This is a genomic window from Salegentibacter chungangensis (genome assembly GCF_042678405.1).
Taxonomy (GTDB): domain Bacteria; phylum Bacteroidota; class Bacteroidia; order Flavobacteriales; family Flavobacteriaceae; genus Salegentibacter_A; species Salegentibacter_A chungangensis.
The window spans coordinates 1,845,719-1,868,300 of the sequence record NZ_JBHTLI010000001.1; the positions used below are offsets into that span (position 1 = coordinate 1,845,719).

The window sequence follows — 22,582 nt, forward strand, 5'->3', positions numbered from 1 at the left end:
TAACTGTTGAAGATTTAACTCTAAGTTAACAAAAAAATTGAAAATTCAGTGGTATTTGCTAATATTTTTCAAAAACTCCTAACCCGAAAAGAGCAAAGTCATATTTTACCGGATCTGTCCTGTCAAGTTTTCTCAGCGAGTGGTCCAGTTCGGCGAGGGCTTTGGCATCGTTAGCCTTGCGTTTCAGGAGTTTAAGCTTTCGTGCCACATTTCCGGAATGCACATCCAAAGGGCAGGAGAGCTGTGAGGGATCTATACTTTCCCAAATACCAAAATCCACTCCTGAATTGTCTTTTCTAACCATCCATCTTAGGTACATATTGATTCGCTTGGCAGCAGAGTTTTTTAACGGATCACTAACATGTTTGCGGGTTCTTGAAGGGTGGGGAAGTTCGAAGAATATTTTTTTGAATTCGTGAATTGCAGGCTGAAGCGAGTCTGGTAAAGCATATTCCTTAAAAATTGACTCAATATCCCCGTGGTTGCGGTAAATATTCTGAAGGGATCTAATGAAATACTTCAGGTCTGTATCATTAAAAGTCCTGTGAACAAATCCTTCCAGGTTATCGAGGTCCTCTTTCTTATGATTCATCACAAAATCATAAGGGCTGTTGCCCATCATCTCCATCAGCCGGTTAGAGTTTTTAAGAATACTTTTTCTGTTTCCCCAGGCTATGGTCGCCGTAAGAAATCCCGAGATCTCAATATCCTCTTTTTGGCTAAAGAGATGAGGTATCTGCACGGGGTCAGAATCTATGAATTCCGGAGCATTATATTGTTTAGCTTTAAAGTCTAAAAAAGATTTTAGTTCGCTTTTTTTCAAATTCTTGTGCCTTGCGTATTAAACAATTTCTCCGTCAACCATAGTCAGTTTTCTGTCGGCCATATCAGCGAGTTCTTCGTTATGGGTTACAATAACGAAGGTCTGCTGAAATTCGTCTCTTAAATTAAAGAAAAGACGATGCAGGTTTTCAGCCGATTCACTGTCCAGGTTTCCCGAAGGTTCATCAGCAAAAATCACCGAAGGATTGTTAATGAGAGACCTTGCCACTGCAATACGCTGCTGCTCCCCGCCACTAAGCTCGCCGGGTTTATGGTTGGCCCTGTGTTCCAGTCCCAAAAAACCTAATAATTCGTGAGCTCTTTTTTCGGCTTCAGCCTTAGGGGTTTTATGGATGAAAGCCGGGATGCAGATATTTTCCAGGGCAGTGAACTCAGGTAGTAACTGGTGAAACTGAAATATAAAACCAATGTGCTTGTTCCTGAATCTCGAGAGCTCCTTAGAGGACAGCCCATAGATGTTGGTGCTACCTATCTTCAGCTCAGATTCCTTGTTCTTTTCCGGTCTGTCCAGCGTTCCCAGGATCTGAAGCAGGGTGGTCTTCCCGGCTCCCGATGCCCCAACTATTGAGACAATTTCGCTTTTCTTAATGTGTAAACCTACTCCCTTCAAAACGTGAAGATCACCATAGTATTTATGAATATTCTTGGCTATTATCATTCCGGTTCTTTCTACGAATGCTGAAAAGTAGCTAAAATCGGCACAATCCCCAAGTTAGGTTTTGAATATGTTCATCACATTGTTATAATCTATATAATAGACTATGCGCAGGCTCAGATTGTGCCTGGCCGGCCGGGCAAATAAATAGTCAAGGCTCTCGCTGTAGGAAAGAGCGCTTAGCGTATCCTGATTGAAAATGGAATTTCTGTAAAGCAGGATGGCTTCGCTTCCAGGGGCAAATTGCCAGCGGTAACTAAGGTCAAGGTTCCAGATATTAAAGTTCACATTAGGATCATTATCACCACTGTTGTCATAGGTGGTAGAAATAAGGCTGCCATCTTCGTTTAAACTTTTAAACCCGTTATCGCTAAAACTCGCCGTAGACCAGAAATTTCTGAAACTTAAGCTTAGGGCCTGTTTTGTATTAAAGTTATAGTAAGCCTGTAATGAATTTTCAATGCTCTCCATATCCCGGTTGCCAAAAATGATATCTTCATCCTCTATGGAAACAAAACTGTTTCGGTTTATATGATTGGTGTAATTAAAGGAATAGATCATATTGAACTTATTATTGAACCTGAATCTTGGCTTCAGCTTTAATTTTACCCGTTCTTCATTGGTTCCAAAAAGGCTCTTATAGCCTACCCGAACATCATAGGCGAATTTTTCCCTGTAATCTGAAGAAACCCAGACTTCCCCGAGGATATCTGAATTGTATTCCACGAACCGGCCGTCCTTTCTTGGCTCAAAGAAATCTTTATACCTGGAGTTGATATCTGTGAAGCCTCCGAAAGCAAAACGATTGGAGGTGATGGCAAAAAGACTGGTCCCGACCCCTGTTCTAACGGGAACATCTGGTTTATATCTTCTTTGATGATTTCCGTATACCTGAAGGTTAAAGGTATTGAAGCCGCCGGTAGGCTCAAAGATCTGGTAGGAGGTCATCCAGAAGAAATTACTGTAGTTATTGGTAAAATTCACGCCAAGATCATTAATGTCATAAGTCTCATTCGCAAAATCGTGAGTCACCCCATACCTGAAATTCCCTTTGGTACGGTTAAAAGACAGAGTAGAGGCAAACCCGGTCAGGCTTTCAGGCTTTTTATTTACGTTGCTCATTTTTGCCTGCCCCGAAATATTGAACGAGTTGCTCTTGTTGTAAAGATCGAATAAGAATCCGGTCACATTCCCGTCCCTGAAGTTGTCTTCTCTGGTGACATTGGTATTGATGAGACTGATGGAGGAGTTCTTATTGAATTGCTGATCCAGCACAAGAATATTATAGTTAGACAGCGGTTCGGTAACTTTTTCGCGGATCTCGCCGGTAATCGTGTCCCTGTATTTGGCGTGGGTCTCCCGGGTGATCGCGTTAAAGAACCCTATCCCCAGGCTGTTTTCGGTACGGCCCGAGATCTTAAGTGCATTTAGAAGATCGGTTTTCTGCGGATTTTCGATGATCTCTTCATTCTCAAGAACATCTTTCTGGGCTTCATTGAAACCGGTAGGTGTACTTCCCACCCGGCGTGAATAAAAAAGATCACCCTTGGTAAATAATTCGGTGCCTTCTGTAAAAAATGCCCGGTTCTCGCCGAAGGTCTGTTCAAACGGTCCAAGATTAAGTTCTACTTCATCAAAAGCAGCCTGACCAAAATCGGGGATAAGGGTGGCGTCCAGCGTAAATGCATCATTAATTCCGTATTTCAGGTCCATCCCGGCACTGAAACGTGTTTCACTAGTTTTCTTAAAATAATCGGTGCTCACCGATGCATAGGGGTACAGACTAAGACGAACAGGAGGGTCGATATTCTTCAATCCTTTTAGCAGACCTGCGTGCTGACTAATCTTGCCAACCGACTTATCTATATAGTTCCAGGAATAGGTTTCGTTAAGGTGTGTGATCTGCCTGGCGAACTGAATACCCCAAAGTTGCTCCTCCTTATCCGGAAACCTGAGTGCGGCATATGGGATCTTGATCTCAGCATACCAGCCCTTTTCGTCCTGTGATACTGCCGCATCCCAAACCACATTGTAACTATAGTCTTCGCTGTTCCCTATGCTTTTTCCATCGGCTATGGCCCCGGCAGAGGTAACGATGAACCTGGTTTGGTTCTCTCCGTCATTATAGGTATTAATATCTATCAGGAAGAAATCATTAACCTCTATATTGTCCCTTTGGGTGAATCGTTTAACAATCTTTTCCGGCTCGTTTTCGTGAAGGTATGCAGCAATATATATGGCTTCATCGGTGTATAGAAGTTTTATATTTGTTTTGTGAGTTTCCGGGATTTGCGTGCCGTCTCCGGGCTCAACCATAACGAAATTGGAAGCCACAGGTTTATTTTTCCAGACATTATCTTCCAGGATGCCATCTATTTTTGGAGCTTCCTGGATCCTGGTGGCGGTATAGAACTTTTTTGGAGTATTCTCAAATGCTCTGTTTTGGGCCTGAAAATTGTAAAAGATTAAAAGAAATAGTGCAAAAATTAATTTTTGGAAATACATTAATAATAGATTTGCTAAAAAGACAGACGGATAGCTGCAATGTTACATAAGATTATTAAGACTTGCTGAAATCTGAAACAAAACTAATGAACAAACATAGTTTTGTTTAAAAAATAATTAAATTTGATAAACAAAATAAACAGAGAAGGATGGGAGAAGAACTGAGAAGAGAAACTGCGACTTTTGCCGGAGGTTGTTTTTGGTGTACCGAAGCGGTTTTTCAAAGGATAGAGGGCGTAGAAGAAGTGATCTCAGGGTTCACCGGCGGCTTTATAAAAAATCCTCCTTACCGGGAGATCATAACCGGGCGTACCGGTCACGCTGAAGCGATTCAGTTAAAATTCGATCCGAAAGTGGTAAGTTATGAAGATCTTTTACTTATCTTTTTCGGGACACATAACCCTACAACGCTTAACCGCCAGCAGAATGATGTGGGCACACAATACAGGAGCGCTGTATTCTATCATTCTCAGGAGCAGAAGGAAGTGACCGAAAGAGTGATAGCGATGCTGGAGGAAAAAAAGGTCTTTGAAGACAAAATAGTAACGGAAATAAAACCGGCTTCAGATTTTTATAAAGCCGAGGAAGAACATCAGGATTTTTATAACAGACACCGGCAGCAGCCCTATTGTCAGTATATCATAGATCCGAAGATCAAAAAGTTAACCACAAGTTTTTCAGATAAACTCAAGAAGAAATAAAATGCATTATCAATTTTTTGAAGAATACAATCTCAAGACCACCGACAGCCTTAAAAATGATTTTCGAGAGATCATCCGGGAACTGGGAGAAGACCCGGAACGGGAGGGGGTGTTAAAAACTCCGGAGCGGGCAGCAAAGGCTATGCAGTTCCTTACGCAGGGGTATAAAATGGACGCCAATAAGATCCTTAAAAAGGCGATGTTCAAGGAGAGCTACAGTGAAATGGTGGTGGTTAAGGACATAGAGGTCTATTCCTTATGTGAGCATCATATGCTCCCTTTTTTCGGGAAGGCCCATATTGCTTATATCCCGAATGGCCATATTGTTGGTTTAAGCAAGTTGCCACGGGTAGTAGATGTTTTTGCCAGGAGGTTACAGGTGCAGGAACGCCTTACCAATGATATTGTAGAATGTATCAATAACACCCTGAAACCTCAGGGGGTGGCTGTGGTAATTGAAGCTCAGCATATGTGTATGATGATGAGGGGAGTTCAAAAGCAGAATAGTTCAACTACAACTTCAGGGTTCCGCGGCCAGTTTGAGAAGAATGAAACCCGTAATGAATTTCTGAAACTCATCAGTTCAGACCTTAAATAGAAGTCTGGCACCTTATTTGTATCTTTTAAGGAAAAACAACCAATGAAGATTTTAAAAAATAAGTTATTCATAAAAAGCCTGGTCTATGATGCAGTAGGTATGGCTACAGTAGCTATTCCCGTTGTCGGGCCTTTTCTGGACATATTATGGGCGCCTTATGCCTCGAAAAAAATGAGTGAAATGTATCCCGGGAAAAAAGGAAAGGTAGCTTCTGTACTGGTGTTCCTTGAAGAGATCCTGCCGGGTACCGATATTATTCCAACCTTCACCCTTATGTACCTGTACACTTTTGTATGGAAGAAGGAGCCTGCTCCTAAAGCCAGAGTGATTGAGGTTGAAAGTTACTAAAGATCTTAATTTTAATTAGTTGAATGAAAAGCTGTCCGTAAGATCCCGGACAGCTTTTTCTTTTATAGGTTCCAGCTAACGGAAAATTTAATGTTTCGGCCTATATTGGCTATGTTATCGCTTTTTAACCTGGAGAGATGGGAGATATAAGCTTTGTCCAGCAGGTTGGTACCGCTAATACTGAAGTCGATCTTTGAAGAAGAGAGGTTAACAGTACTTCCGAATCCTACAGAAAGTAAAGCATAAGCCGGAGTAGTGGTCTCAAACCTGCTTATATTCTCTTTGGCAAAGACATTCTTCAGTCTTAGGAAGCCATACTTTTCAGTAATTTTTTCATTTTTATTTTCCAGTTCCACCCTCAAAGTATTGGTCAGTGAGCTTGCCGGAATTAGTGGCAAATATTCATCGTTTTGCAGCTTTCCTGTAACCATTTCAAAACTGCTTTCCAGGTGCAGCCAGTCTAAAGGGTGCGGGTGAATATGTACCCCGGCCTCACCACCATAAAGTCTGGCATCCTGTTGGGTGTATTCAAAGACTTCAGAGTTTTCTATTGTTTCCCCGGTAGGATCCAGGAAAATATAATCGTTTACCTGGTTGTGAAAAGCATTGACGGAAGCTTCAAAATGTTTGTTTCTCCATTCCACGGAAAGATCGACCTGGAAGTTCTGTTCATTTTTCAGGTTGGTATTTCCGGTTTCATAACGATTTGCTCCGTGATGCACTCCGTTGGAAGTGAGTTCAGAAAGGTTTGGTGCTCTGAATCCTGTTGCCAGGTTAAGCCTGGTTATTAATTTACGGTCAAACTGATATTTTACCCCAAGAGCTCCATTAAGGCTGTTGAAGTCTCTGTTAACGGCTGGTATAAAATGTTCTTGATTATCCTCACCGAACTCTTCACTGTCAATATTCCTGTGATCATACCTCAAACCACCCTGAAGATCCCAATTTTCAAGATGATAGTGGGTGGTTGCAAAAACACCTATATCGCTGGTCCGGGCATCGGGAATCAGTATCTCTTCACCAAAATTACTATTGTTCTGCTCCATTCCCTGCAAGCCAAGAATCGTCTCAAAATTCCCTGTTTTCGGGAGGTTGTACTGCAGGTTATAATTCAAGGTTTCAAGGTGCATTTCAAGAGCTGGTCCTTCCCCGGTATGTTCTTCTTCTGAATGTTCTTCCCCTTCGTGTTCTTCTTCAAACTCCTTTCGGTTATTGAATTGATAACCCAGTTTAAGATTCAGGCTGGAATTCTTTAAATAGATGCTATTGTCAAGGCTCAGAATATGATTGTCTATTTTTTGATAGGGAAGTAGTACATCCTTATCGGTACTTTGAATGCCGATTTCTTCCGGGATCCCTATCTCGCTTTGGTTATAATTATATCTCAGGTTACCTTTATATTTCGATTCCTGAAACCCAATACCGGCTTTAAGGTCCTTTTCGCTGAAGCGGGTATTGGTCACTCTAATGTCGTTGCCGGTCTTATAATCGCTGTGCGCAGCATAGCTTCCGCGGGTTAAAAACTTGAGCTTTTTTCCGGAGGTCTTAGCCATAGCACTAGCCTGGTACCCTCTGGTGTTGCTAAAATAGTCAGCGCCGGCTTCAGCTTCTGTTTTTCCGGCATAAGCATAACTTTCAGGGTTCAGGTAAAGCACTCCGCCAATGGCATCACTTCCGTAGAGTAGGGAAGCGGGGCCTTTTATCACTTCTATGCTACCTATCCCTTTGGCACTTATACCAAGGCCATGTTCATCTCCATATTGCTGATTTTCAAGCCGTATTCCCTGGGTGTAAACCAGTACACGGTTTGAACTGAGTCCCCTGATTACCGGTTTCCCTATGCCTACACCGGTAGTCACGCTTTCTACACCTGCAATCTGGGTAATACCATCCGATAAGTTTAAGGCTCCTTTTTTATTGAGCTCCTTCATATTTTCACGTTCCACCTTCATCACATTATCGCTTTGCAGCTGGTGAAAGGGAGTGGAAATGATCACTTCCTCCATTTCCACCGCTGCCGGTTTCAGACTGAAACTTCTTGTTTCTGAAGGAACCCGGATTTCTTCAGAAAAGCTGGCATAGCCAACTGTTGAGATAACGAGTTTGTATTTTCCTTCCGGAAGATTTGATAAACTGAAGGAACCATCCATTTCTGTTACTGTTCCTTTTTCAAGTTGAGGGAAATAAACCGTAGCACTAAAAATAGGTTCGCCTGTATCCAGGTCTTTTACAATTCCCGAAAAAGAATTCTGGGAATATGCTGAGCTGTATGCCGCTAACAGCAGCATACAGGTATATATCAATTTCATAATAGGTAATTAAAGATTCTGTATAATAGATTATAGATTGGAATTATACAGATGCAGGCGGTCCTCTTAGTTCAAAGGGCAGCCTTTGGTAATCACTTAAAAATTGATAATGATTGTAGATTTCCAGCTTAGGCTCGTTAAAGACTGGAATTTCAACTGCTGAAAGCTGAATTTCTAATGCCGGATTCTTCTGGAATTTATGAAGCTCGCAATCCAGGGACTTTTTGTGGTAATGTTGCTCTGCATACTTGTCGCAGAGGTTATGACTGTGGCCAAGAAAAAGATGCGAGAAACTGACCGCAGAAGGTAAGAGCAGTAGTATCGCTGTAAGAACTAAGAATATTTCCTGAGCCTTTTTCATTTAGTGCTTTAGAATTTTGTGAAGTCCCAGCCTGCCTAACATTTTCTTTTCGAAGGCCCAGAAAAACTTGAACTGGCCAAAGATCCATCCAAAACTTACCAAAAGGATCTGATATAAAGGGAAAATAAGAACTATACGGGCAAACCAGTAAATGCTCCAGTGAGTGCTTTCAGGATCAAGTCCTATAAAACTGCATACTGGAGCAGCAAGTTTAGTTGCGGTAGATCCGGTAATGGCGAATACCAGAAATATCACTAAAATTTGCCAATTAGAATTTATGCCCCAGCGTTCTTTCAACTTATTCATAGGGGCAAATATATTAAAAGCTTATGAGAATAAAATATTTCTGCTAGATCCTTGTCGGGACAGAAAATCGCTGATTGTACTGCCGGCTCAGGTAAACAAAGTAATTATAAAGCAGATAATTCACCTCATAGCCATAGTCTATACTGGGATCATAGTTGATCTCCTGCACATAAAGATTTGGGTTATAAATTTGTGGCTGGTGTACCCGGTTGTTGTAATCACTTACCAGGAATCGATTTTTATTCTCAAGATATTCCTGAGAATAGTATCCCTCAGGTTTTGCAATGGTATTGATGAAAAGGTCAAAACCGGGCTCAATGATAATGATCTCATACTCCAGACTATCATTGGCAATACGCACCGTGTCATTCTCGGCATTCGCGATCTCGTCAGACCTCAGGTCTCTGTCTCGCATAGTTCCGCAGCTATAGATTAAAAGCCCTAATAAAGCTACATATATCAGATTTTTCATAACGGGGTCGTTTATTTTTTAATATTCATTTGCGGAAACTTCCTGTGAAACCTTATTAAAGCTTCCCTGAAGCAAGTCGTGAACTTTGCTTTTACCGCTTAAATTTAAATTACAACTTTTTAACCGAAGCAAGCGTTAAAGATTTATTATAAAAATACCCCGAAGGCAAGGCAATCGGGGTATTTTTATGAGTTTCAGATTAATCTTCCTGGTTTTATTTTAGAATATCGATGATCTGCTCGGCGAGTTCAGTTCCTATCCTGTCCTGGGCTTCATTGGTGGAAGCACCAATATGCGGGCTTAAGGAGACTTTCTCGTTCATCAGTAATTTTATAGCGGGTTTTGGCTCGTCTTCAAAAGTATCCAGGCCGGCAAAAGCTACCTTTCCGCTTTCCAGGGCTTCCAGGAGCGCTTCTTCATCGATAACTCCGCCACGGGCAGTGTTGATGATCCCAACGCCATCCTTCATTTGAGCTATCTCTTTCTTGCCAATTACGGGCTTATCCTGTGCAGGCACGTGCAGACTTATAAAATCGGAATGCTTGATAAGTTCACTTACAGGTTCGGTCTTAATAGGAATCTTTATGCTCTGGTGATTATAGAACTCAAGATCGATGCTGGCTTCGCCCACTTTACTGTCACTGGCAATCACCTTCATCCCGACCCCTAAAGCGATCTTGGCCACTTCACGACCAATGCGCCCAAAACCGATAATACCAAGGGTTTTTCCCCTTAACTCCATTCCTTTGGCATAAGACTTCTTAAGGTCTTTGAACCTGGACTCGCCCTCCAGGGGCATATTTCTGTTGGCATCGTGCAGGTAACGTACACCACCAAAAAGATGTGAGAATACCAGCTCGGCAACCGAACTCGAAGAAGCTGCGGGAGTGTTGATCACCTTTATGCCTTTGCTTCTGGCATAATCTACATCTATATTGTCCATACCAACTCCGCCACGACCGATCACTTTTAGGTTTGGGCAGGCATCAATGAGTTCTTTCTTTACTTTAGTGGGACTTCTTACCAGCAGTACTTCAATATGATTCTTATTGATATAATCCTTCAGTTGTTCCTGGGCAACTCTGGTAGTGATCACTTCAAATCCTGCTTTTTCCAGGCTTTCGATACCACTTTGTGAGATACCATCGTTTGCTAAAACTTTCATATATGTTTTGTGTTTTTCTATTCCGGAAGGCAGAAATTTATTTTCCTGACTTCTTTTCGAATTCTTTCATTGTGTCTACAAGCACCTGAACGCTTTCCAGCGGAAGTGCATTGTACATAGAAGCGCGGTATCCTCCAACACTTCTATGCCCGTTAAGCCCGTTGATATTGGCTTCTTTCCACATTTTGTCAAAAGTCTCTTTATGGGTGTCAGACTTAAGGTTGAAGGTCGCGTTCATAGGAGAGCGGTCTTCAACAGCGGCATAACCTTCAAACATAGAATTCCTGTCTATTTCATCGTATAACAGCTTGGCTTTGGCAGCATTTCGCTCCTCCATTGCTTTAATTCCGCCCTTGGCCTTGATCCATCTTAGAGTAAGCATAGAAACATACACCGCATAAACTGCCGGGGTATTGAACATACTGTCTTTACCAATATGAACCTTATAATCCATCATTGACGGGATCTGTCGGCTAACTTTTCCGAGGATATCTTCTTTTACCACTACCAGGGTGGTTCCCGCAGGCCCCATATTTTTCTGGGCACCGGCATAAATAAGGTCGAATTTTGAGAAATCCATTTCCCTGGAGAAGATATCGCTGCTCATATCACATACCAGCGGAATATCCGTTTCAGGAAAATCCTTTATCTGTGTACCGAAAATTGTGTTGTTACTGGTGCAATGAAAATAATCGGCATCTGAAGGGATTTTGTAACCCTTCGGGATATAGTTGAAATTCTTGTCTTTAGAGGAAGCTACTTCATCCAGCTCCCCAAACAATTTCGCTTCCTTGATGGCCTTGGTAGACCAGGTTCCGGTATTGAGATATGCCGCTTTTTTCTCCAGTAGATTGTAAGCGACCATCAGGAACTGCATGCTTGCACCTCCCTGGAGGAAAAGAGCCTTGTAGCCCTTGTTCTGAAGCCCTAATAGTTCAAGGGCCAGTTCTCTCGCTTCTTCCATTACCGAGACGAAATCGGCGCTGCGGTGGGATATTTCCAGGATAGATAATCCGGAGTCATTGAAATTCAGTATAGCCTGTGAGGCCTCCTGAAATACCTCCTGCGGTAATATACAAGGGCCTGCACTATAGTTGTGTTTTTTCATAAAATTGGTTGTTTCTTATACAAAGATGCTAAAAACAGGAAGGACAGCCTGTTATTAAAATGATAATTATAGCAACTATAAATTTAACAAAAATTCCATAGTATCCACATTATCTGCGTAATCCCAAAGCCTTGGATGCTGGGTATCTCCAAAGCGCACTTCATCTTCCTTAAAGTTATGGGATACCACGCATTGCAATTTATCTTTGTGCGCTTCAAGTTTGCCTTTCAGCTCATCCTTATCCTTGTAAGTCTCGTAGAACAGGGTGGCGATGGGGGAGCCAAAGCTGCCATCTTCTTTAAGGATAAGAAACCCGTTTTCCAGGAGCTTAAATTCGCTCATCAGGTATACGGCCTTGTTATAATCGTAGTTATTGGCATATTTTGCCTGGTTGATGATCGGGTTCCAGCCGTACATCGCCTTAAAGAACGAATCAAAATCGTAGCCTTCAGGCACATAAAGCTTAGAGACATTCCTGCAGCCAAGTCCGTAATACCTGAAGATATCTTCGGCTAAGGCTTCCAGCTGTTCTTTGGATTCTTCACCGGTAAGTACGGCTACAGAATTCCTGTTTTTCCTGATGATATTCGGTTTATTTCCGAAGTAATATTCAAAATACCTGGCGGTATTGTTGCTGCCGGTTGCGATCACTGCATCAAAATCATCCAGCTGTTCATCGGTAAACGAGATGTATTTTTCGAATTCCGGTTCCAGGGCCATTAAATAGGCGGCAATTACGGGTAATAACTGTTTATCGTTTGAAGACTGTTTAACCTGCACCCGGTGGCCTGATATTAGAACAGATAAGAAGTCGTGGAAACCTACAAGCGGGATATTTCCCGCCATTATAACGGCCACGGTTTTAGGTTCCTTTTCTTTGAATTCGTATTTGCTAAGCCACTCGTCCAGGTTTTCACGGGTCAGGGCTTTGCTCCATTCCTGAAGTGAAAAAACCACATTTTCCCTGTTGAACCATCCGTTATGATGCACCGCTGAATCTATCTTATGATCCATTTCAGTAAAAAACTTCTCGTTGTGCGGAAGTTTTTCATCCAGCACCGAGTCCTTCAGTTCAAATTGTCCAAGAAATTTACCAAGTGTAAGAAAGTGAGATTTGCGGTCTTCGATTGTCATTTGCATATTTGGTTATGAATGCGATTGGCGTTAAATTTGTATCTGCGAAAATAAAACTTACGCTTTCAAACTCCTAAGAAAGCGGTGGATTAGTTTTAATTTTCAGTTTAAATTTACAAATAAAAAGAGCTATGGCAATTGTAATAACAGATGAGTGTATAAACTGCGGGGCTTGTGAACCGGAATGCCCCAATACTGCAATTTATGAGGGGGCTGATGACTGGCGTTATGCCGACGGGACAGACCTTGAAGGGAATGTAGTGCTTCCCAATGGAAAAGAAGTAGATGCTAATGAAGCCCAGGAGCCTATTAGTGATGAGATCTATTATATAGTGCCCGATAAATGTACCGAGTGCAAAGGATTCCACGAGGAACCTCAGTGTGCCGCAGTGTGTCCTGTAGACTGCTGTGTGCCGGATGAAGATCACGTGGAGACCGAAGAGGAATTACTCGGGAAACAAAACTTTATGCACCACGAGGACTAATTACCGTTTAAATATATTGGAACCGCTGCTTTGCGCAGCGGTTTTTTTATGTCCTGATTTTCCGTTTTGGCTAAATTTTAATTGTCTGTAAAGTGCGTAATGCATTGAAATTCTGTAATTTAATGTTTTGAATTATGGATACGGGAATTACAATAGGTTTTGGAGGCGATACTATGCTGGGGAGAGGTGTTAATGCTAAGATCTCTGAAACCAATTATTTCTATCCCTGGGGAGACCTCTTGGACTTTCTGAAAAAAACAGACCTCAATATTCTTAATCTCGAGACCACGCTTACCGAAAGTAAAGAAAGAGTTCCCAAAGTATTCAATTTTAAAGCAGAGCCCGATAAGGTGCAGACCCTGATCGCCGCAAAGATCGGTGCCGTCACAATTGCCAATAATCATATCCTCGATTTTTCTGAAAAAGGCCTTTTAGAAACAATTGAAGTTTTGGATAAGGCCGGAATAAGGTACGTTGGGGCCGGGAAGAATAAAAAGGAAGCAACAGAACCATTGATTCTTGATGTTAAAGATTTAAAACTTGGCCTGTTGGGCTATACCGATAATGAGCCTGGCTGGATTGCAAGTGCCAACCCGGGTACCAACTACCTGGAAGTTGGGGATACTGAAAGGATTAAAAAAGATATTTCTGCCCTAAGGAAGGAGGTTGATATTCTTATTGTTTCATACCACTGGGGCCCGAACATGAGAGTAAAACCTACCCGGCAGTTTCAGGACTTCGCTCATAAGATCATAGACTTTGGGGCAGATATTATTCACGGCCACAGCGCGCATATTTTTCAGGGGATAGAGATCTATAATAAGGGCCTTATAATGTATGATACGGGTGACTTTGTTGATGATTATGTGGTGGACCCCGTGTTGAGAAATGACCGGAGTTTTTTCTTCATTATTGAAGCAGACCGCTCCGGGTTGAAAAAGCTGAAGCTCATCCCCGTAAGGATAAGGAATATGCAGGTAAATAAAGCCCGGGCTGAAGATTATGACTGGACTCTGAAACGAATGCAGAAGCTTTCTTCAGAGTTAGGGACTGAAGTGTCAGGAAATGGTATAGTGGAATTAAACGGTTAATTGATCAAATAAGTGTTTATGAAGGCAATGCTATTACACCGCAGCTCATCTTTTGAGGAAAACAGGTCGCCGCTGGAACTCAGTAATATTGAAATTCCTGAACCCGGCCCCGGGCAGGTATTGATAAAAGTTTCAGTTTGCGGGGTTTGCCATACAGAACTGGATGAGATAGAGGGCAGGACCGCTCCTCCTAAATTCCCCGTAGTTCCCGGGCATCAGGTAGTGGGCAGAGTGGAAAGGAATGGTCCCGGAGCTTCAAATTTCAAAACCGGTGACAGGGTAGGAGTTGCCTGGATCTTTTCTGCCTGTGGAATATGCAAATATTGCAAAGCCGGGAATGAGAACCTATGTGATTATTTCAGGGCTACCGGACGCGATGCTAATGGAGGTTATGCCGAATTTATGGTGGCAGAGGAGAAGTATGTTTATAAGATCCCAGAATTCTTCAGTGATGCCGAAGCTGCGCCAATGTTATGCGCCGGGGCTATTGGTTACAGGTCAGTGCGTCTGGCCGGAATTAAGGATGGGCAGAGGCTTGGGTTTACCGGTTTCGGAGGATCGGCACATTTGGTTTTAAAAATGCTAAGATATCAGTTTCCAAAAGTGAAAACCTACGTTTTTGCCAGGAGTGAATCTGACAGGGAGTTCGCTCTGGAACTGGGTGCCACCTGGGCCGGTGACACCACCGACAGGTCTCCGGAGAAACTTGATGCCATAATCGATACCACTCCGGCCTGGAAGCCGGTGGTCGAAGCTCTTTCCAACCTTGAAAAAGGAGGGAGGCTTGTAATTAACGCCATAAGAAAAGAGGAAAGCGACAAGGGTTATCTGGAAAAGCTTTCCTATCAGCGGGACCTGTGGTTGGAAAAAGAGATTAAAAGTGTGGCCAATGTTACTGCAAAAGACGTAAAGGGTTTTTTAAAACTGGCAGCCGAAGCCCGAATTAAACCCGAATTTCAGGAATATAAACTAGAGGAAGCCAATAAGGCGCTTCTGGAGATGAAAACCCAGAAGATAAGAGGAGCCAAGGTACTTCGGGTTTAAGAAAAGTATCTTCCTGTTTTAGGTACTTTCCGAATGACTTTTATCATTTCCGCTTTCGGCATAAAATCGGAACTTAAAGGACTTTCAGTACGGGTATCTCGTCTTTTCTTTAAAATGGGGCTATGGATTCACAAGAGCAAAAACAAACACAAACCCCGGCCAGAAAGCCACAATCTACGTTCTGGTGGATCTATATTGTGATGATTTTCTTTTTTATCTGGATGTGGTTTTTCCAAAGCAGCAGCTCTCTTCCGCAGATTAGCTGGAATCACTTTGAAAAGGAACTTTTAGCACAGAATAAAGTCGATCGTCTGGATGTGGTAAATAATGAGTGGGTTGAGGTATACCTCAAAACTGAAGAAAAGAAAGCCGCCGATCAGGAGACCCAAAGTATTTTGGAAAGAGAGCAGGCGCGGGGTCCCTCATATTTTTTCAATATAGGTGCTGTTGAGGTTTTCTATGATCAGCTTAAAAGAACCGGAGAAGAATATCCTGAGGCAAATGAAATTGTGGTCACTTATAGCAGGAGACAAAACTGGGGAAGTACCATCTTGCCCTGGCTGTTACCTATTGGGCTGCTTATTCTGTTCTGGGTTTATATGCTGCGGGGAATTTCAGCCAGAATGCAGGGAGCCGATTCTTCCTTCTTTAAATTCGGGCAGTCTAAGGCCAGGATACTGGAACAGGGAACCGAAACCCGGGTTACATTTAAGGATGTTGCCGGTCTTGAAGAAGCTAAGGAAGAGATCTATGAACTGGTCAAATTTCTGAAAGATCCTGAAAAATTTGAACGCCTCGGGGCTAAGATACCTAAGGGAATCCTGCTATTAGGTCCCCCGGGAACGGGAAAAACCCTTTTGGCTAAGGCAGTGGCCGGGGAGGCAGGAGTCCCTTTCTTTTCCTTGTCGGGTTCCGAATTTATTGAAATGTTTGTGGGCGTAGGTGCGGCACGGGTAAGAGACCTTTTCAGCAAGGCCAAATTAAGGGCTCCCAGTATAATTTTTATAGATGAGATAGATACGATTGGCCGGGCAAGAGGCAGCTCCACCATTTTTCAATCTAATGATGAAAGAGAGAGTACCCTAAACCAGTTATTGGCAGAACTTGACGGTTTTGATACCAATACCAGGGTGATCATTCTTGCAGCTACAAACAGGGGCGATATTCTCGATCCGGCTTTGTTAAGGCCAGGCAGGTTCGATCGTCATATCCAGCTGGAATTGCCCAACCTAACCGAAAGGAAAGCGATTTTTAAGGTGCATATGAAGCCTTTAAAACTTGGTCCGGATGTGAATGAAGAATTACTGGCTGCCCAAACACCAGGATTTTCAGGGGCCGACATCGCTAATATCTGTAACGAAGCTGCCCTTATTGCGGCTCAAAGAGAAAAGGAGGCAATTCACCGGCAGGATTTTATGGATGCCATAGACCGCGTGATCGGAGGTTTGGAAAAACGAAGCAAGATCATAACTCCTGCCGAGAAGAAAAGGATAGCCTATCACGAAGCCGGCCACGTTACCGCAAGCTGGTATCTGGAACACGCTCAGCCTGTGCTTAAGGTATCTATAATCCCACGAGGCAGAAGTCTGGGAGCAGCCTGGTACCTGCCGGAAGAACACCAGATCATTACCAAATCTGAATTCCTGGATGCAATTTGTTCTGCTTTAGGCGGACGGGCTTCAGAAGAGATCGTTTTTGAGGAGGTGTCTTCCAATGCTATAGACGACCTGGAAAAAGTGACCAAACAGGCTTACACTATGGTGGTAAACTATGGGTTAAGTGATGAACTGCGCAATATTAGCTTTTATGATTCCACCGGAAAACGGGAAGGAGCACTTCAAAAGCCTTATAGCGAAAAGACCGCAGAAAAAATAGATATTGAAGTGCAGGCTATTATCGATAAGGCTTATGAGAAGACTAAGATGATTCTTAATTCTCATCGCCACCAACTTGATGCCCTTGCAGCCTCACTGATGGAAAAGGAGATCCTGTATAAAGATGAAATTAAGGCAATTCTCGGAGAAAAGCCTCAAATGCAAACTAAGGAATAAGCTGTTTTAGTTTCTTTATTCCAACTTCAGGTACAACACCGCCATTGGGGGTAAAGTAAGGCTTATAGACTGCTCCTGGCCGTGGGCCGGGATATCTTCAGGAATTAAAGACTTGTTGTTTCTGGTATTACTTCCGCCAAATTTATCAAGGTCGGAATTAAAGAGCTCTTTCCATGCTCTGTTTTGTGGAATACCTATCCGGTAATTTTCTCTCGGCACGGGAGTGAGATTACAGATCACCACCAGGCTCTCTTCGGCTTTTTTTCCTTTTCTTATAAAACAGATCACACTGTTTTCGGCATCGTGTATATCTATCCATTCAAAACCCGTATGTTCAAAACTGACCTCATAAAGTGCCGGTTCGGACTTATAGATATGATTTAGCGTCTTTAAAGTTTCCTGTATCTGTTGATGAAGCGGATACCGGCATAGGTGCCATTCCAGGCTGGAATCGTGATCCCATTCGGAAGTTTGCCCGAATTCCCCACCCATAAAGAGCAGTTTTGTGCCGGGGTGGGCATACATATAGGCATAAAGACTTCTAAGATTGGCAAATTTATTCCATTCGTCTCCGGGCATTTTGTTGATCAGTGCCTGTTTTCCGTAGACTACCTCGTCGTGAGATAAAGGAAGCATAAAGTTTTCGGTAAAAGCATAGGTGGTGCTGAAGGTGATATCATTTTGATGGTGCCTGCGGTGAACCGGGTCTTTTTTGAAGTATTCCAGGGTATCGTGCATCCAGCCCATCATCCACTTCATCCCGAAGCCAAGCCCTCCAAGATAGGTTGGCCGCGAAACCATTGGCCAGGCAGTAGACTCTTCCGCAATGGTTATAATATCAGGGAATTCCCCGTAAGCAACTTCATTGAATTCCTTTAAGAAACTTATAGCCTCAAGGTTTTCCCTGCCGCCATATTCATTCGGGATCCATTCCCCGTCTTCCCGGGAATAGTCCAGGTAGAGCATAGAAGCCACGGCATCTACCCGCAGGCCGTCTATATGATATTTATCCAGCCAGAAAACCGCATTGCTTATCAGAAAAGAACGTACCTCATTTCGGCCATAGTTGAATATATAGCTTTTCCAGTCGGGATGGAATCCCTTTTTAGGGTCGGCGTGTTCGTAGAGATAAGTGCCGTCGTAGTAATGCAGTCCGTGCAGGTCTGAAGGGAAGTGGGAGGGAACCCAGTCTAAAATAACTCCAATTTCATTTTCGTGTAAGGCCTCTATCAGTTTTATAAAGTCCTGTGGCGTACCATATCTGCTGGATGGCGCGAAATAACCCGTGATCTGGTAACCCCAGGAACCGTAAAAAGGATGTTCCATAACCGGCATAAATTCCACGTGGGTAAACCCCATTTCTTTAATATATTCGGGTAATTGCTCGGCAAGCTCCAAATAGGTCAGAGAGCGATTCCCTTCTTCGGGAACTCTTTTCCAGCTCCCGATGTGCAGCTCGTAAACCGAAACCGGCTGAGGTTTTCCCTTTTGTTTATTTCGTTTGTTAAGCCATTTCTTATCCTTCCATTTTGTCTCAAGGTCCCAGACCATCGATGCTGTCTTGGGTGGTTCTTCCCACATAAATGCAAAAGGATCACCTTTTTCGGCTGTATATCCATCACGTGAGCTGATCAAATATTTATAAACACTGCCTTTTTCCGCTTCCGGAATAAAACACTCCCAAATTCCCGATTCGTCGTAACGATGTGTCATTGGGTTGGCCGTCTTATCCCAGTTGTTGAAGCTTCCAATTACGGAGACCTTACTGGCATTTGGTGCCCATACGGCAAACTGCACTCCTTTTTTTCGGTTTTTGGTCCTGAGATGGGAACCCAGCTTTTTGTATAAATGATAATGCTTACCTTCCTTAAAAAGGTGAATATCATATTCTGAGATCCAGGCCTCTGTTCCCGCTTTCTTTGGTGCAGTTTTTAAAGGAGCGCTTTTCCTTTTTTCAGGACCTGTCCCAGATTCAGATCTTTTTACAAAACCCTTGATTTGTCCGGGGTCTTTCGGGAACTGCATATTCTCAGTCTTTGTTTTTTTTCCGGTAGCTTCTGTTTTTTTATTTTCCTTTTTTTTAGTCATTTCGGTACCTCCCCATTATAGATTTTATACCCCTAAGCGGAATGAGAACCCAATCGGGGCGGTTGTTTAGTTCGTAACTCAGTTCGTAGATCGCTTTTTCAAGTAAGAAGGTTTCCATCAGGATCTTGAAATCATCCGGATTATCGGGAATAAAGTCACAGTTCCTGGTGTGTTTATGATACCCGAATAAATAAAGCCTGGAAACGTAGTAGAACCAGGATTCTGCCCAATCTTCAAGATTACTTTCTTTCTTCTGCTGATCGAATTCTGAGGTGGTCATACTGCTGTAGGCAGCATAGTGAAAAGACCTTAACATTCCCGCCACATCCCGTAAGGCTGATCTCTTTAATCTCCTTTCACTAAAGGAACGGGCCGGTTCCCCCTCAAAATCTATGATCACAAAATCTTTCCCCGTCCATAATACCTGGCCAAGGTGATAATCACCGTGCGTTCTTATCTTCATAATCGGGATCTTATGGTCAAATACCCGTTTGAAGCAATCAAGGATATCTGCCTTCATCTCCAGAACTTCTCTGGCTTCTTCCTGAATTGCCTCAGGCAGGTTTGCAATATTCTTTTGCAGGCTTTGAAAAGATCCTCTTGTAAGAGATTGGAGAGACGAGAATAAGGAACGCTGATAATGAAGCGAAAATGGCTCGTGCTCAAAATCTTTTTCTTCAGGATGTGCTGCAAGAGCTTTATGCATTTCTGCAGTTCGCTGTCCTAAAAGTGATACCCTTTCCGGGAAAATACCCATCAGGTCCTTCATAAAATCTGGCATATCCTGATATTTTATGGGGGTGGTGAGATCTGCTTTAGGAGATTTTATCTTCATCTCTTTGGGCCTGGTCAGGACATTTTCAAAAAACTGGTTCAGGGAATCCTTTGTGTAGTCCCAGGCATCTCCCTGGTTAGGGATCAGGTCCTGCATCATTCCCAGCACCACAATATTTTTTGGGTCAGGGTTATATTCTATGGCGCCCACAAACTTAGGAGCGTTCTTATAATCTGTTTTTTCTGAAAGATACCTGGTAATTTCGAGATCTGGATTTATAGTATTATCCAGTTTACGATACAGCTTTAGAAAATATTTGTTCTCGAAGATCAGCGAAGTATTGCTTTGTTCGGCATTCAGGATTTTGGAATGCACAATATCTGAAGAGAACTTTCCGCCTTTACTGTGGTAGAAAATAATATTTCCGCGTTCTCCCGGAAGTTTCCTGTTTTTCCTGATAAATTTCAGGAGCAGATTTCTGAATGCTTCGGCATATACAGCGTCAAATAAGACCCCTTCGTCTCCGTTAAGTTTTACATTGGCTATAATTCCTTTCTGCGGAATTTCCTTATATAAGGCTTCATTTTCTTGCGAAGCATAGGCAAGCGGAAGCTGGTAAATTTCCGGAAGGCCTTCGTTGTAGTTTACTTCAAGGGTGATCAGACAGGAATGCAGATCGGGAACAGGAATTTTGATATGATTAATGATCGAAAAGTTCTGGACAACGCGGGATTTGCCTCCAAACCAACGACAGGTTTGCAGGTAACCGGGAAGCACCTTGTTCTCCAACAGGCTTTTGGTCTTGTTCTCCAGGAGATCTGACCATTGATGGAGATGTACTACGGGGGGATGTTCCTGCCCCTGGTAAGCTTCTTTTTCTTTTTCCAGCAGGAACCAGTAGTAGCCATAAGGAGCCATCATAAATAAATAAGGAGCTTCGGTCACCTTTGGGAATTTATTATGGCTGAAAACTTCTACCGGAGTGTAGCCTTCATAATCTTCCAGTTCCAGCTCCGCTGACTGGGGAAACCTGGAAAGGTTGCCGATTATCAGAATTTCTTCCTCCTCATAACTTCGGATAAAAGCGATCACTTTTGCATTTGAAGGGGACAGGAATCTGATCTTTCCTCTTCCGAAAGCCTTGAACTTTTTCCGCATTCCTATAATGCGCTTCATCCACCACAAGAGGGAAGAGGAGTTCATTTGCTGTGCCTCGACGTTAATAGACTCATATTTATATTCCGGGTCTATAATGACCGGTAAGTACAATTTATGCGGATTGGCATTGGAAAAACCTGCATTGCGATCGGCAGACCATTGCATAGGCGTTCTTACCCCATCGCGATCTCCCAGGTAGAAGTTATCTCCCATTCCAATTTCATCACCATAATAGATCACCGGAGTTCCGGGGAGAGAAAATAAAAGGATATTCATCAGCTCGATCTTGTTCCTGTTATTTTCAAGCAGAGGTGCCAGCCTGTGCCTTATCCCGACATTGATCTTGGCCTGCGGGTCTTTGGTGTACACCCGATACATATAATCGCGTTCCTCATCGGTTACCATTTCCAGGGTTAGCTCATCGTGATTTCTCAGGAAAATGGCCCACTGGCAGGTATCGGGTATTTCCGGGGTCTGATCTATAATATCGATTATCGGGTAGCGGTCTTCCATCTTTATGGCCATAAACATTCGTGGCATAATTGGGAAGTGGTAGTTCATATGACATTCATCTCCATCGCCAAAATAAGCTGCAGAGTCTTCTGGCCACATATTGGCTTCGGCCAGCAAAAGTTTATTCTCAAAATGTTTATCTACGTGGGCCCTTAATTTTTTCAGAAACTCGTGTGTTTCCGGCAGGTTTTCACAATTGGTATTATCACTTTCGTATAAGTAAGGAACCGCATCCAGCCGGAAGCCGTCAACACCCATCTCACACCAGAAGTCAAGGATCTTAAAGACCTCCTGTTGTACCAGTTCGCTCTCGAAATTAAGGTCGGGCTGATGCGAAAAGAACCGGTGCCAGAAATAGGCTTTCGCCACCGGGTCCCAGGTCCAGTTGGAGGGCTCGGTATCGGTAAAAATGATACGGGCATCTTTATATTTTTTAGGATCATCGCTCCATACGTAATAATCCCTTTCCGGGGAATCGGGAGCTGCCTTTCTCGCTCTTTGGAACCAGGGATGCTGATCTGATGTATGGTTGATTACAAGCTCTGTGATCACTTTCAATCCCCTGGAATGTGCTTCTTTAATAAATTTCTTAAAGACCTTCACATCGCCGTAACTGGGATTGATCTTGTAGTAATCGGAAATATCATACCCGTCATCTTTGAGTGGGGAAGGGTAGAAAGGCAATAGCCAGATGGCTGTTACCCCGAGGTCTTCCAGGTACTCGAGCTTTTGCAGGAGGCCGTTAAAATCCCCAATTCCATCCCCATTGCTGTCAAAGAATGCTTTTATATGTAATTCATAGATAATGGCATCCTTGTACCAGTGGATCTGATCATCAATATTTCCGGAGAAACTCATATATCTGCTTTTTA

The 22,582-nt window shown here is 43.0% G+C and carries 19 protein-coding genes; 7 read left to right on the forward strand and 12 right to left on the reverse strand.

Annotated features, from left to right (window positions below):
• Positions 1-58 precede the first annotated feature (58 nt).
• The 3 genes from ACFQ3Q_RS08435 to ACFQ3Q_RS08445 are packed head-to-tail and all read right to left on the reverse strand — an operon-like array spanning position 59 to position 4,003.
• Positions 59-823: a TIGR02757 family protein gene (locus ACFQ3Q_RS08435; RefSeq protein WP_380744790.1), complete on the reverse strand. Its 765-nt coding sequence runs from the start codon at positions 821-823 to the stop codon at positions 59-61.
• Between the two features lie 18 nt (positions 824-841).
• Entirely contained in the window at positions 842-1,501 is a 660-nt protein-coding gene (locus ACFQ3Q_RS08440) for an ABC transporter ATP-binding protein (protein WP_380744792.1), read from the reverse strand.
• A 54-nt stretch (positions 1,502-1,555) separates the two neighbouring features.
• Positions 1,556-4,003, reverse strand: a complete 2,448-nt coding sequence (locus ACFQ3Q_RS08445) for a DUF5916 domain-containing protein (protein WP_380744794.1) — start codon at positions 4,001-4,003, stop codon at positions 1,556-1,558.
• A 149-nt stretch (positions 4,004-4,152) separates the two neighbouring features.
• Between ACFQ3Q_RS08445 and msrA the strand changes: the two genes are divergently transcribed.
• The 3 genes from msrA to ACFQ3Q_RS08460 are packed head-to-tail and all read left to right on the forward strand — an operon-like array spanning position 4,153 to position 5,650.
• On the forward strand, positions 4,153-4,704 hold the full coding sequence (gene msrA, locus ACFQ3Q_RS08450; RefSeq protein ID WP_380744796.1) for a peptide-methionine (S)-S-oxide reductase MsrA: 552 nt from the start codon (positions 4,153-4,155) through the stop codon (positions 4,702-4,704).
• Between the two features lies 1 nt (position 4,705).
• Positions 4,706-5,302, forward strand: coding sequence for a GTP cyclohydrolase I FolE (gene folE, locus ACFQ3Q_RS08455; RefSeq protein ID WP_380744798.1), 597 nt, complete (start codon positions 4,706-4,708; stop codon positions 5,300-5,302).
• Positions 5,303-5,344: 42 nt separating this feature from the next.
• Complete coding sequence (locus ACFQ3Q_RS08460; RefSeq protein WP_380744800.1) at positions 5,345-5,650, forward strand: hypothetical protein; 306 nt, start codon at positions 5,345-5,347, stop codon at positions 5,648-5,650.
• A gap of 62 nt (positions 5,651-5,712) precedes the next feature.
• Here the strand turns inward: ACFQ3Q_RS08460 and ACFQ3Q_RS08465 are convergent, their stop codons facing one another.
• The 7 genes from ACFQ3Q_RS08465 to ACFQ3Q_RS08495 all read right to left on the reverse strand — a co-directional run bounded on the left by ACFQ3Q_RS08465 (position 5,713) and on the right by ACFQ3Q_RS08495 (position 12,505).
• Complete coding sequence (locus tag ACFQ3Q_RS08465; protein ID WP_380744802.1) at positions 5,713-7,959, reverse strand: TonB-dependent receptor; 2,247 nt, start codon at positions 7,957-7,959, stop codon at positions 5,713-5,715.
• Between the two features lie 43 nt (positions 7,960-8,002).
• A complete protein-coding gene (locus ACFQ3Q_RS08470) occupies positions 8,003-8,320 on the reverse strand; it encodes a hypothetical protein (protein WP_380744804.1) in 318 nt (105 codons plus the stop codon).
• Positions 8,321-8,626 carry a DUF6787 family protein gene (locus tag ACFQ3Q_RS08475; protein ID WP_380744805.1) on the reverse strand — a complete coding sequence of 102 codons (306 nt, stop codon included), beginning with the start codon at positions 8,624-8,626 and terminating at the stop codon, positions 8,321-8,323.
• A 43-nt stretch (positions 8,627-8,669) separates the two neighbouring features.
• A complete protein-coding gene (locus ACFQ3Q_RS08480) occupies positions 8,670-9,098 on the reverse strand; it encodes a DUF6146 family protein (protein WP_380744806.1) in 429 nt (142 codons plus the stop codon).
• A 214-nt stretch (positions 9,099-9,312) separates the two neighbouring features.
• A complete protein-coding gene (locus ACFQ3Q_RS08485) occupies positions 9,313-10,263 on the reverse strand; it encodes a D-2-hydroxyacid dehydrogenase (RefSeq protein WP_380744808.1) in 951 nt (316 codons plus the stop codon).
• Positions 10,264-10,300: 37 nt separating this feature from the next.
• On the reverse strand, positions 10,301-11,371 hold the full coding sequence (serC, locus tag ACFQ3Q_RS08490; protein ID WP_380744810.1) for a 3-phosphoserine/phosphohydroxythreonine transaminase: 1,071 nt from the start codon (positions 11,369-11,371) through the stop codon (positions 10,301-10,303).
• A gap of 75 nt (positions 11,372-11,446) precedes the next feature.
• Complete coding sequence (locus tag ACFQ3Q_RS08495) at positions 11,447-12,505, reverse strand: acyl-CoA reductase (protein WP_380745609.1); 1,059 nt, start codon at positions 12,503-12,505, stop codon at positions 11,447-11,449.
• A 131-nt stretch (positions 12,506-12,636) separates the two neighbouring features.
• Here ACFQ3Q_RS08495 and ACFQ3Q_RS08500 point away from each other — a divergent pair, with 131 nt between their 5' ends.
• The 4 genes from ACFQ3Q_RS08500 (at position 12,637) to ftsH (ending at position 17,176) form a co-directional block, all read left to right on the forward strand.
• Positions 12,637-12,990 carry a 4Fe-4S dicluster domain-containing protein gene (locus ACFQ3Q_RS08500; protein ID WP_380744812.1) on the forward strand — a complete coding sequence of 118 codons (354 nt, stop codon included), beginning with the start codon at positions 12,637-12,639 and terminating at the stop codon, positions 12,988-12,990.
• A 134-nt stretch (positions 12,991-13,124) separates the two neighbouring features.
• Positions 13,125-14,081, forward strand: a complete 957-nt coding sequence (locus ACFQ3Q_RS08505) for a CapA family protein (protein WP_380744814.1) — start codon at positions 13,125-13,127, stop codon at positions 14,079-14,081.
• A gap of 18 nt (positions 14,082-14,099) precedes the next feature.
• A complete protein-coding gene (locus ACFQ3Q_RS08510) occupies positions 14,100-15,125 on the forward strand; it encodes a zinc-dependent alcohol dehydrogenase family protein (RefSeq protein WP_380744816.1) in 1,026 nt (341 codons plus the stop codon).
• Between the two features lie 122 nt (positions 15,126-15,247).
• The gene (ftsH, locus tag ACFQ3Q_RS08515; protein WP_380744818.1) at positions 15,248-17,176 is read left to right on the forward strand and encodes an ATP-dependent zinc metalloprotease FtsH; all 1,929 of its coding nucleotides are present in this window, start codon (positions 15,248-15,250) and stop codon (positions 17,174-17,176) included.
• Between the two features lie 15 nt (positions 17,177-17,191).
• Here the strand turns inward: ftsH and glgB are convergent, their stop codons facing one another.
• Together glgB and treS are read right to left on the reverse strand one after the other, a co-directional pair.
• The gene (glgB, locus tag ACFQ3Q_RS08520; RefSeq protein WP_380744820.1) at positions 17,192-19,264 is read right to left on the reverse strand and encodes a 1,4-alpha-glucan branching protein GlgB; all 2,073 of its coding nucleotides are present in this window, start codon (positions 19,262-19,264) and stop codon (positions 17,192-17,194) included.
• Positions 19,257-22,568: a maltose alpha-D-glucosyltransferase gene (gene treS, locus ACFQ3Q_RS08525; protein ID WP_380744822.1), complete on the reverse strand. Its 3,312-nt coding sequence runs from the start codon at positions 22,566-22,568 to the stop codon at positions 19,257-19,259. Before treS ends, glgB begins: the two co-directional genes overlap by 8 nt.
• Between the last annotated feature and the right edge of the window lie 14 nt (positions 22,569-22,582).